The 11,672-nt window shown below is 62.8% G+C and carries 9 protein-coding genes and 1 pseudogene; 3 read left to right on the forward strand and 7 right to left on the reverse strand.

From position 1 onward, the window contains the following. From PWP93_RS27375 to PWP93_RS27400, 6 genes and pseudogenes are all read right to left on the reverse strand, one after another. Nucleotides 1-606: an H-NS histone family protein gene (locus tag PWP93_RS27375; RefSeq protein ID WP_421046803.1), complete on the reverse strand. Its 606-nt coding sequence runs from the start codon at nt 604-606 to the stop codon at nt 1-3. Between the two features lie 687 nt (nt 607-1,293). Continuing rightward, nucleotides 1,294-2,037, reverse strand: coding sequence for an acetoacetyl-CoA reductase (gene phbB / locus PWP93_RS27380; RefSeq protein WP_421046804.1), 744 nt, complete (start codon nt 2,035-2,037; stop codon nt 1,294-1,296). 281 nt (nt 2,038-2,318) lie between these two features. Further along, nucleotides 2,319-3,500, reverse strand: a complete 1,182-nt coding sequence (locus PWP93_RS27385; RefSeq protein WP_421024050.1) for an acetyl-CoA C-acetyltransferase — start codon at nt 3,498-3,500, stop codon at nt 2,319-2,321. 253 nt (nt 3,501-3,753) lie between these two features. After that, nucleotides 3,754-4,314 carry a TIGR01841 family phasin gene (phaP, locus tag PWP93_RS27390; protein WP_421046805.1) on the reverse strand — a complete coding sequence of 187 codons (561 nt, stop codon included), beginning with the start codon at nt 4,312-4,314 and terminating at the stop codon, nt 3,754-3,756. 595 nt (nt 4,315-4,909) lie between these two features. Next, entirely contained in the window at nt 4,910-5,869 is a 960-nt protein-coding gene (locus PWP93_RS27395; RefSeq protein ID WP_421047012.1) for a c-type cytochrome, read from the reverse strand. Continuing rightward, a pseudogene (locus PWP93_RS27400) lies at nt 5,861-6,520 on the reverse strand (c-type cytochrome); the annotation flags it as partial. The gene PWP93_RS27395 and the pseudogene PWP93_RS27400, both read right to left, overlap by 9 nt. On the opposite strand from PWP93_RS27400, the gene PWP93_RS27405 reads away from it, so the two are divergent. The 3 genes from PWP93_RS27405 (at nt 6,510) to PWP93_RS27415 (ending at nt 11,200) form a co-directional block, all read left to right on the forward strand. Next, entirely contained in the window at nt 6,510-6,926 is a 417-nt protein-coding gene (locus tag PWP93_RS27405) for a hypothetical protein (RefSeq protein WP_421046806.1), read from the forward strand. The pseudogene PWP93_RS27400 and the gene PWP93_RS27405 overlap by 11 nt on opposite strands. 98 nt (nt 6,927-7,024) lie before the next feature. Further along, entirely contained in the window at nt 7,025-8,680 is a 1,656-nt protein-coding gene (locus PWP93_RS27410; RefSeq protein ID WP_421046807.1) for an alkaline phosphatase family protein, read from the forward strand. A gap of 117 nt (nt 8,681-8,797) precedes the next feature. Beyond that, on the forward strand, nt 8,798-11,200 hold the full coding sequence (locus tag PWP93_RS27415) for a DNA polymerase II (RefSeq protein WP_421046808.1): 2,403 nt from the start codon (nt 8,798-8,800) through the stop codon (nt 11,198-11,200). A 40-nt stretch (nt 11,201-11,240) separates the two neighbouring features. Here PWP93_RS27415 and PWP93_RS27420 read toward each other — a convergent pair whose 3' ends face one another. Further along, nucleotides 11,241-11,672: a MarR family winged helix-turn-helix transcriptional regulator gene (locus PWP93_RS27420; protein WP_421027236.1), complete on the reverse strand. Its 432-nt coding sequence runs from the start codon at nt 11,670-11,672 to the stop codon at nt 11,241-11,243.

Here is an 11,672-nt window from a genome sequence, read left to right on the forward strand (position 1 = left end):
TCAGGCTGCAGTTGCGGGCGCTGCGGCGGCCGGCGCGGATGCGCGTGTCTTTCTTGCAGTCATCTTGCGCGGTGCTGCAGCTTTCTTTGCGGGAGCAGCTTTCTTGCGCCCAGGCCTGCCAGCCGCTGCTTTTTTAACGGCGGTGGTTTTTGCGCCAGCCTTTTTTGCTGCCGCACGTTTCACCACGGCCTTCTTCACGCCAGCGGCTTTGGCCGATGCCGCCCTGGGCGCCGCGCCCGCCGTGATCAGGAATTTCGAGCGGTCCTTGGCGTCGCGAATCCAGGCGGGTGCACGCCCGCGTCCGCTCCAGGTTGCGCCGGTTTTCGGATCGGCGTATTTCGCCGCGACCGGATGTGCGTTGGGATGCAGCGCTTTCGCTGCGCCATTCGCAGCCTTGACGCCGGGCCTGCGGCCGCGTCTTTTGCCAACGAAGCGCTCGATATCGGCAACGCTCAAACCGTGCTTTTGCATCAGATCGCGAATTCTCGCGAGACCGATGGACGATTGCTTTTCGGCAATCGCTACCGCCTGTTTCTCAAGCTTTGCAATCTTCAGCTTGATTGCGTCCAACGTAACCATACTCATTCTCCCTGTCAGGAATTCCACCCCCAAGCAGCTGTTTGAACTTCGTTTGCATGTCGAAGTTTGGCTTGGCCCATATAGGCAATGCCATCATGGCATACCCAATTATGACGGCAAAGCGACAATACATGCAAATCGACTGCTATTGGCCCAACGATTCGCAGACTCAATCCACGGCAATTTCGATATCGAATTCTTCCAAATCCTTTCACTCGACGATATCTACTTGCACGATAGTCGCAAGCCGGTCCGCACACAACTGATTTGGGCCGCACGATGTGGATTTCGAAAAAATTCGAGTTTGTCGCGAGACGCTGTGGACTTGCGAAATGACAGGTGGCGCTTTTAGCCCGTTTCAAGTGCGGATGATCGCCTTCGCGCAATGACGATTACACGTTATTTCAGCAAATGCGGGGCAGCCAGCTAGAGGTATTGAGTTTCGCGGCTCTTGTTGACGAGAATGTTGGACCTCACCACTGCCATGCGCGTGCAGTAGTCGGCGCCGAACGCCGCGCCATTGACGATCGCGTTCCGGTGATTCCGCGGCGGCTTGCCGAAGATGTCGAAGTTGGGGAGGTGCTACGGATTGGATCGGCCTCGAACGCAGGATTGCGCGGCCTTCTCGCGGCAGTCGCCCACGCGGAACACGCCGCAAACTACGCCGACCAGGACGGCCGGCGCGGCTTGCGGCGAAATGAGACGAGTACAGCGTTACTGCATGTGCTGGCCGCCGTTGATGGGGATATTCGCGCCGGTCACGAAACTGGCGTCGTCCGAGCAGAGGAACAGCACGAGCGCGGCAACTTCATTCGGGCTGCCGAGACGGCCCATCGGGATCTGCGGGATGATCTTCGTATCGAGAATCTCCTGCGGAATGGCGGTTACCATCTTCGTTGCAAGATAGCCCGGCGAAATCGTGTTCACCGTCACGCCCTTGCGAGCGACTTCGAGTGCGAGCGATTTCGTGAAGCCGTGCATGCCGGCCTTCGCCGCTGCATAGTTCGTCTGGCCCACGGCGCCCTTGGAGCCGTTCACCGACGAAATATTGATGATGCGGCCCCAGCCGTGCTCAACCATGCTGTCGCACAGCGGCTTCGAGATATTGAAGATGGAGTCCAGATTGGTGCGCAGGACCATATCCCAGTTGACCTTGTCCATCTTCTTGAAGGTCATGTCGCGCGTGATGCCCGCATTGTTGATCAGAATGTCGACGGGGCCGACTTCGTTCTTGATCTTCTGCGCGCCGCGCTGGCACGAATCGTAGTCGGCAACGTCGATGGAATACGCGTGGAAATCGCGGCCCGTCTCGTTCATTCTGGCCAGCCAGTCTTTGACACCAGCATTGTCCGGCGAGTGCGTGACGACGACCGTATAGCCCGCGTCATGCAAACGGACGCTAATTGCCTCACCGAGACCGCCCATGCCACCTGTTACCAATGCAATACGCTTAGTCATCCTTTCTATCCGCGAGAGAAAATTTCAATGATCCACATGGCGTACCGTTGTTGAAACGCCACTTCTTGCATGCCCGGCATCCTCGCATGCGAGGCGAAGACCACTCGGGCAAGATCGCGCGGCTTATTGTGTCCGTCTAATGTTGCGCGAAACTTGTCCGGTTTGCCCGCCAAGGCACATCACGTGCTGCGCGGGCAAACCGTTTGACTTCAATGCGGCCCGATCAGCGGATCAGGCGCGCGTTGCCCGGCTCAATCGTGTTCAATCGAGCTCAATCGTGTTCAAGCGCGCTCGAGCGCAAGCGCCACGCCCATGCCACCGCCGATGCACAGCGAGGCCAGACCGCGCTTTGCATCACGGCGCTGCATCTCATGCAGCAGCGTCACCAGAATCCGGCAGCCCGATGCGCCGATCGGGTGACCAATCGCAATCGCGCCACCGTTCACGTTGATCTTCGACGTGTCCCAGCCCATCTGCTTGTTCACGGCCAGCGCCTGCGCCGCGAACGCCTCGTTGATCTCCATGAGATCGAGGTCGCTAGCCGACCAGCCCGCGCGCTCCAGCGCTCGCTTCGATGCCGGCACCGGGCCCATGCCCATCACCTTCGGATCCACGCCGCCCGCCGCATACGCCTTGATGCGCGCAAGCGGCGTGAGGCCCAGCGCCTCGGCCTTCTTCGCTGACATCACCACCACCGCCGCCGCGCCGTCGTTCAGCCCCGACGCGTTGGCCGCCGTCACCGTGCCTTCCTTCGAGAACGCCGGCTTCAGGCCCGCGAGCGACTCCGCCGTCACGCCATGGCGCACGAATTCGTCGGTCTTGAACACCAGCGGATCGCCCTTGCGCTGCGGAATTTCCACCGGCACGATTTCCGCGTCGAAGCGGCCCGCCTTCTGCGCGGCTTCCGCCTTGTTCTGCGACAGCGCCGCGAATGCGTCCTGCTCTTCGCGCGTGATGCCGTATTCCTTCGCCACGTTCTCCGCCGTCACGCCCATGTGGTACTGGTTGTAAACGTCCCACAGACCATCGACGATCATGGTGTCGACGAGCTTCGCGTCACCCATGCGGAAGCCGTCGCGCGAGCCCGGCAGCACGTGTGGCGCCGCGCTCATGTTCTCCTGGCCGCCGGCCACGACGATCTCCGAGTCGCCCGCGATAATCGCGTTGGCCGCGAGCATCACCGCCTTCAGGCCCGAGCCGCACACCTTGTTGATCGTCATGGCGGGCACCGCTGCGGGCAGCCCGGCCTTGAGCGACGCCTGGCGCGCAACGTTCTGGCCCGAACCCGCGGTCAGCACCTGACCCATGATCACGTCGCTCACCTGCTCGGGCTTCACGCCCGCGCGCTCCAGCGCCGCCTTGATGACCAGCGCGCCCAGATCGGGCGCGGCAATCTTTGCCAGCGAACCGCCGAATTTGCCCACCGCGGTACGCGCGGCCGAAACGATCACGATGTCAGTCAATTTCCACTCCTGCGTTAAAAATATTCATGGTGCCTGCGCCATACGGCGCCGCAGCAAACGAAGCGGCGCCACAGCTACGTCTCAAGAAGCGTAGCTGCGTCTTGTCACACAAAGATGACAAATCAGAGAATGCGCGCATTAAATATGCGCGACGTATTGGTATGGATTAAAAGCGTGGAGGGGAGCGGATGGCGCGGCGCAATCGTATCGATTTGCAGCCGCGCCGCGCCGTGAGGGATCAGCGCCGTAGCGATCAGTTCGCAGCCGGCCCCGTTTGCGTCGCGCGCTGCGTAGCGGCGGCGACCTTGTCGAATTTGCCCTGCGCGGCCTCGATAGCCTTGCGGGTCATCGTGCGCACAGAATCGGCAGCGTTGCCATAAGCGGCAAACGTCGAGTTCATGGCAGCCACGAACGGCTCCGCACCAGCGGGCGCGCCTTGCGAGAAGCGTTCGGCCAGCGCCTTGACGCACAGCTCCTGGCGCTCGGATTGCGCCTGCACGACCTGGGTCCATTCGGCATGCGCATGGGCCGCGATATCGAAAACCTTGCGCCCATACGAGATCGCCTTCGAAGCAGCCTGCTGCGAAGCATTCAGTTGCTGCGTGAAAAGCTCCACGGGATTGCCGCTTTGTAGCGCGCTCTTCAGCGCGGCCTCGTTATCGGCAATGGCCGTGCGAACCGTCTGCAGATTGAGCGCGACAGTTGCCTCAAAGCTTTCGAACGCCGGGCGAGCCAGAGCAAAAAATACCGCGACGCCAGACTCATAATGGGCGCGGAGACGATCGGGTGCGGAAAAGGTCACGGACTCGGTCATCGGCAATGCCTCATGATTAGTGATGCTAAATGGATGAATTGCGGGCCGCCATCCAACACGACCCTAAAACACTACGATCGGCGCGGCGCGAAGAACTTCCCCTCCACGGCTGCACCGAAATTAGAGGGTTCATTCTAAGCGGAGAATTTAACAGTTTTGTGGAAGAGTGCTTAGGTATAAACCCTTATATTCATGCATCCCGGGTCATTCCGTGCTTTTGTAAGCGGAATGCATCATCGAAGGGCATGCCAGGCATGGAACACCTGGCGCTCACATCGAATTCTAAATAGGGCGCGCGCGCAAAGTGGCGTAATGCATTGATTTCGGGAATTTCGGAAATATGAAATGCCATGTGTTGGTGAAAAATGGTCCGCATGGCGTCAGTGCATCGGCCAGGCAAATGGAGGACCTGCGCCTTTATCCCCGCAAAGCCGGGACCAAAATCGCCTATGAATTGGGCTTTAATAGCGCATCAGATTTCAATCGCGCATTCCGGCACGCCGATGAAACGTCGCCGCCCGATTTCCGGCAATTCAGACTTTGAGCCGGAGGCGGGCCAGAACGGCCCGCCTCCAGATCGCTAAAAGGACTGCACTCAAGGATTGCCAAGCAGATGGCCGTTCACCACCGTGCCGTACAGCGAGTTCGGCGTGTCGTGATACTTCGCGCGCGTTTGCGCGACCGAACCCTTGAAGCGTGGATCCTGCGGCCGCTCGTGGCTGTCCATGAACGTCGCCACGTCCCAGGCTTCCTGATCCGTTAGCGTGCCGCCGAGACCCAGCGGCATGTTCGCCTTGATGAAGCCGGCGGCGTTTTGTGTCTCGTGCATGCCCGCGCCCCAGTTGAACGAACGCGCGCCCCATAGCGGCGGGAACACCGTGTGGTCATTGCTCGTCCTGCCCTGCCCATCCGCGCCATGGCATGCCGCGCAATGCTGCTCATAGACCTTGGCGCCGCGTGCGTAGTCCGCTTTCTGTGCGGGCGCGGGCAGCTTCGGATAGCCCCTGCCAGCCACCTTGCCGCCCACCGGCGCGCCCGTGGCCAGCCAGTACGAGTAGCTTTCCAGCGCGACCAGCACCGGATCGCCCAGCGGCGGCGCCTTGCCGTTCATGCTGTAGTTGAAGCAGCCTTGCAGCCGTTCGGCGAACGTGTTCACGTGCCCGTTCTTGGCGCGATACGCCGGGTACGAAACGAAGGCGGCCCAGAGCGGGCTCGAATTGGCCTTGCGGCCTGCATCGAGGTGGCAGTTCGCGCAGCTCAGCGAATTGCCCACGAACTTGCCCGCGTATTGGCCGGTGTTGCGGAAGATTTGCTCGCCGAGCTCCACCGATTTGCCGAAGTCGCCTGCGGGCATGGCGCTTTCGGGCGGCGGCTGGAATGGCGTGGCGTGCTCGCCGGCATTCGCCTGAGGTTGTGAAGCTGGTTGTGAAGCTGGTTGTGAAGCTGGTTGTGAAGCCGGTTGTGCAGCGGCTTGTCCCGATGCCTGTGCAGCCGCAGCCGCTGCGCCCGCTTCGGGCGAAGGCTGTTGCGCGTAGTACAGCGCGACGGCGTGCATGTCGGCGTCGCTCAGCTTGCTCGCGACGGCCGGCATCAGCGCGAGCGTGCCGGGTGGCCGCTTGCCGTTCTTCCAGGCGTTGAGCTGTGCTTCGATATACGCCGCGGGCTGTCCCGCCAGCGGCGGGAACCCGGCGCCGACGCCCGCGCCGCCTGGCCCATGGCATTGCACGCACGCGGGCAGGCCTTCCTGCCAGCGGCCTCGCGTGGCGAGCCATGCACCGCTATCGGATGGCGCGACCTCGGACGGATCTTGCGTGCGTATACCCTTCGGCGCGGGCAGGCTGCTGAAATACTGCGCCACGGCGGTGCGCTCGCTGGCAGACATGTTCTTCGCGAACGGTTGCATCACGGCGTTCTCGCGGCTGCCGTCGGCGAATGCTGCAAGTTGCGCTTCGAAATAGTCCGCGCCCACGCCGGCGAGCCGCGGGAATCCCGCTGCCGCGTTGCCTTCGCCACTCGCACCATGGCAGCTAATGCATGCCGGGACGCCGTTGGCGGTGCCTTGCATGGCAATCGTACGGCCCGGGGATGCCGGCTCCTTTTGCGTTTGCTTTGGCTGCTGCGTTGACTGGGCATACGCTGCCGCTGTGCTCAATACCGGCAGCGCGATGGTCACTGCAAGCGCCACCACAAGTCTCTTGAAGTTCATTATCTTTCCCGATGTCGTTTTTGTCTCCGCGCCTATTTTCACTCAATCGGCATTAGAACGCTGCACCGCCGGCCCACATGCTCTGGCATGGCGCACCGTCGATGACCGCGATGAAACACATGCGATCACTGTGCTCGCCGGTTTCGTCGCTGCGGTGGCGGCGGGTCCGCTGTATTGGATTCTGATCGGACTCCTCAGAGCACCCACGCGGTCCGTCGCCGTTCTTCTTGTCGGTCGTGCGGTGCTCGGAGAGGCTGAGAGCTTCGCTCGGGGCCCTATCGGGTCCAGCCTGCATCTGTGGGTGACCCGCTTGCCAGCTTCGGTTAATGGGAATGTGAATTCGGCGAGCAGTTTCGCCTTCTCTCGCACCACCCTCTTGCCGCGCGCCGCATGTAACAGAATGTAATTGAAAGTTGTCGTTCATCGCCTCGACGCATGGGCCCGGCACATTGCCACTTCTGTTTCGCGTGATTCCCCCCACAAACACGAACAAAGAGGTGAGCGATGAAAACGGCAAGGAGATGGTCGGCAGGTCTGGTGGCGCTCAGCGCGATGGCGCTCGCCGTGGGTAGCGCACTCGCATCACCGTCGACGCAGGCGAGCGGCATCAAGCACGTCCTGCTCATCAGCTTCGACGGTTTGCACGAGCAGGACGTCGCGCGCTGCGTCGGCGGCAACACCTGCCCGAATCTCGCGCTGCTCGCCAAGTCGGGCGTCACCTATACGAACGCCTATACGCCTGGGCTGTCCGATTCGTTTCCGGGTCTCGCCGCGCTCGTGACGGGCGGCTCGCCCAAAACCGCCGGCCTCTTCTATGACGTTTCGTACGACCGCACGCTTTACGCGCCCAACGACACGGGCTGCGTGGGCAAGCAAGGCTGGAACGTCGTGTTCGACGAAACCACCGGCATAGACGCGCAAAACGGCGGCGCGCTCGTGCACCTCGACGGCGGCGGCGACTTCAATCCGCAAGCCATTCCACGCGCGCGCAAGGGTGCCAAATGCGTGCCCGTGTATCCGCACGACTACGTGAAGACCAACACGGTCTTCGAAGTCGTGAAGGAAAACCTGCCTGGCTCGCACACCGCGTGGGCCGACAAGCACGCATGGGGCTACGACTGGCTCAATGGCCCCTCGGGCCGCGGCGTGGACGACCTCGCGCGCACCGAGATCAACTCGATCGACCCGGCCACGCAGACCGACTACACCGATATCTACACGCACACCGAGAAGTTCGACGACTACCACGTGCAGGCGCTGATCAACCAGATCGGCGGCAAGGACTCCACGGGCACGCGCAACGAGCCCGTGCCCACGCTGTTCGGCACCAACTTCCAGACGCTGAGCGTGGCGCAAAAAGCCACCGTGGCCAACGGCGGCGGCTATCTCGACGCCAGCTTCACGCCGGGGCCGAACGTGTCGGGCGCGATCACGTATCTCGACAATTCGCTCGGCCGTATCGTTGCCGCGCTCAAGCAGCAGAACCTCTATGCGTCGACGCTCATCATCGTCACGGCCAAACACGGCCAGTCGCCCTCCGATCACACGAAGCTCGTGAAGAACGGCGACACGCTCACGCAATTGCTCGAGGCAAACAACTATCTCGATCCTAACGGCAACTTTGGCCAGAACAACACCGGGAGCGGCAACCCGAACGACGGCACGGGTCTCGTCGGCACGGGCTTCGTGCAGACCGACGACGTGGGCCTCATCTGGCTGCGCGATCAATCGCAGCGCGACGCCGTGGTCGCCACGCTCAAGCAGAACCTCTCGTGCAACGCGCCCGGCATCTGCGCGGACGGTCCGCAAGCGTACATTCTCAGCGGCAACGCGCTCGCCGCGCGCTTCGGCGATCCGGCTGCCGGCCGCACGCCCGATATCGTCGTGCAGCCGAATCCGGGCGTGATCTACACGTCGAGCAAGAAGAAGGACGAGGAGCACGGCGGCAATGCGCCGGATGATAGCCATCTCGGCCTCGTCGTCTCGTATGCGGGCCTGCATGGCGGCGGCCGCGAGATCCCGGCGCGCGTGCAGACCACGCAGGTCGCACCGACGATCCTGCGCGCGCTCGATCTCGATCCGCACCTGCTGCACGCCGTTGCCGCCGAAGGCACGCACTCGCTGCCGGGGCTCGGCCTCGGTCGCGGTTCGGACGAGTAACGCCTGTTACCCGCCGCATCGGGGCCGGCGTTTCGCACGAAGCGCCGGCCCTCCCCTGGGCCGCCGCCCGGCGGCGTTACAATTCCCGCAGACAACACAGGCCTGCGGGTACGCACAGTGACCGAGCTTCAACCCGGCTTCGAGCCGGGCTTCATTCTGACGCGACATTGGCGCGACACACCCCACCATACCGAAGTCGACTTCTGGCTCGCGACGCCCGCTGGCCCACGGCAACTGCGCCTGCGCCCGCAAACGTCCGTCGCTTTCGTGCCTGCCGCGCAGCGCGAGGCGGCGCTCGGCGCGCTTGATAGCAACCAGATCGGCAACCAACGCGGCAATAAGGGCGCCGAGCTGCGCCCGCTCGATCTCAAGGACTTCCGGCAGCGGCCCGTGCTCGGCCTCTATGCGCCGCAATACCGCCAGCTGACCGGCACCGCGAAGCGCCTGACGAAAGCGGGCGTCGACGTCTACGAAGCCGATATCCAGCCGCCCGAGCGCTACATGATGGAGCGCTTCATCACCGCGCCCGTGCTGTTTCGCGGCACGCCCGATGCCTCGGGCCTGCTGCGCGATGGCGAACTGAAGCCGGCCACCGGCTATCGCCCGGCGCTCAGGCTCGTTTCGCTCGATATCGAAACGAGCGCGCAGGGCGAGCTTTACTCGATCGCGCTCGAAGGATGCGGCCAGCGTCAGGTCTTCATGCTCGCCCCCGCAAACGGCGACGCGAGCGGACTCGATTTCGACTTCGAGTACTGCGAGGGCCGCGCGCAGATGCTCGTGCGCCTGAACGAGTGGATGGCGCAGCACGATCCCGACGCGATCATCGGCTGGAATCTCGTGCAGTTCGATCTGCGCGTGCTGCACGCGCATTCGCAGCAGTACGGCGTGCCGCTGCGCCTCGGACGCGCCGGCGCCGTGATGGAATGGCGCGAGCACAGCGTCAACCAGAACCACTACTTCGCGGGCGCGGCGGGCCGGCTCATCATCGACGGCATCGAGGCGCTACGCTCGGCCACCTGGAGCTTTACGTCGTTCAGCCTCGAGTTCGTCGCGCAAACGCTGCTGGGCGAAGGCAAGTCCGTCGACAACCCGTATCAGCGCATGGACGAAATCCAGCGCCGCTTCGACGAAGACAAGCCCGCGCTCGCGCGCTATAACCTCAAGGATTGCGAACTTGTCACGCGCATCTTCGAGAAAACCGAGCTGATCGCGTTCCTGCTCGAGCGCGCCTCGGTCACCGGATTGCCCGCCGACCGCAGCGGCGGCTCCGTCGCGGCGTTCACGCATCTGTATCTGCCGCGCATGCACCGGCTCGGTTACGTCGCGCCGAATCTCGGCGACGTAGTGGGCGAAAACAGCCCCGGCGGCTTCGTGATGGATTCGCGGCCGGGGCTCTACGACTCCGTGCTGGTGCTCGACTACAAGAGCCTCTATCCCTCGATCATCCGCACGTTTCTGATCGATCCCGTGGGGCTGATCGAAGGCCTGCGCAACCCCCGCGACGACCAGTCCGTGCCGGGCTTCCTCGGCGCGCATTTCTCGCGCACGATGCATTGCTTGCCCGAGATCGTGCGCCAGGTCTGGGAAGGTCGAGAGAACGCCAAGCGCAACAAGAATGCGCCCCTTTCGCAGGCGCTGAAGATCATCATGAATGCGTTTTATGGCGTGCTTGGCTCCACGGGCTGCCGGTTTTTCGACCCGCGCCTTGCATCATCGATCACCATGCGCGGCCACGAGATCATGCGCAAGACGCGCGAATTGATCGAGTCACAAGGCTATGACGTCATCTACGGCGACACCGACTCCACCTTCGTGTGGCTCAAGCGCGCGCATACGGAAGCAGACGCGACGCGCACCGGCCGCGCGCTGGTCGAGCACGTCAACCGGTGGTGGCAGGCTGAGTTGCGCGAACGCTTCGGTCTCCAGAGCGCTCTGGAACTGCAATTCGAGCGGCATTATTCGCGCTTTCTCATGCCCACCGTGCGCGGTGCGGAAGAAGGCAGCAAGAAGCGCTACGCGGGCCTCGCGCGCGCGAAGGACGGCAGCGACGAAATGGTGTTCAAGGGACTGGAGACCGTTCGCACCGACTGGACGCCGCTCGCCCAGCAATTCCAGCGCGAACTGTACCGGCGCGTCTTCAAGCGCGAGCCCTATGCCGATTACGTGCGCGATTATGTGCGGCGCACGTTGAGCGGAGAATTCGACGAGCAACTCGTATTCCGAAAGCGGCTGCGCCGGCCGCTTGGCGACTATCAGCGCAATGTGCCGCCGCATGTGCGCGCGGCGCGCGTCGCCGACGAATTCAACCGTGCCAAAGGCCGCCCGCTGCAATATCAGAACGGCGGCTGGATCAGCTACGTCATGACGACCGCAGGCCCCGAGCCGCTAGAGACGCTCAGCTCGCCACTCGATTACGAGTTCTATTTGAGCAGACAGTTGCAGCCCGTGGCCGACGCCATTTTGCCGTTTCTGCGCGAGGAATTCGAAACGCTGGTGTCGGGGCAAGCGAGTTTGTTCTAAGAACGGCTCACACCGTGAGCGCCCTCCCCAACGGGCATTCTCATGGCAACAATGCGGCAAGCAGGCGCCTCAACTCCAGACCTTCCTTCTGGCTCAATCGGGCCGTGAGGATGCGCTCCACTTGCTCCACACGCGGCCGCAAGATCGTATGCTGCTTCTTGCCGGCCGCAGTGAGGAATAGCACGTAACTGCGCTTGTCGGCAGGATCGTCCGAACGCTCGACCAGGCCATTGCGCACCATGCGGGCAACCAGATCGGCGATGGTCGAACGGTCCACGTCGAGCGCATTGCCGAGCTGCCGCTGATTGAGCCCCGGCATTTCGCGCAAGATTTCGAGCGCCGCGTACTGCACGCTCGTAATTTCGGCGGACACTTCGCTAAGCCACACTGCCGCGTGGCGTTGCTGCGCACGGCGCACGAGGCTGCCAGTGAATTGCGAAAGCGAATCGGGATGGTCGGGTAGGGTCGGCAA

Source organism: Paraburkholderia sp. A1RI-2L, assembly GCF_048957375.1.
Lineage (GTDB): Bacteria > Pseudomonadota > Gammaproteobacteria > Burkholderiales > Burkholderiaceae > Paraburkholderia.

What these genes read in the sequence shown, in the direction of transcription:
- PWP93_RS27410 (WP_421046807.1), top strand. Translation starts at nt 7,025, where the DNA reads ATGAAAACGGCAAGGAGATGGTCGGCAGGTCTGGTGGCGCTCAGCGCG.
- phaP (WP_421046805.1), bottom strand. Translation starts at nt 4,314, where the DNA reads ATGACCGAGTCCGTGACCTTTTCCGCACCCGATCGTCTCCGCGCCCAT.
- PWP93_RS27395 (WP_421047012.1), bottom strand. Translation starts at nt 5,869, where the DNA reads ATGCACGCCGTCGCGCTGTACTACGCGCAACAGCCTTCGCCCGAAGCG.
- phbB (WP_421046804.1), bottom strand. Translation starts at nt 2,037, where the DNA reads ATGACTAAGCGTATTGCATTGGTAACAGGTGGCATGGGCGGTCTCGGT.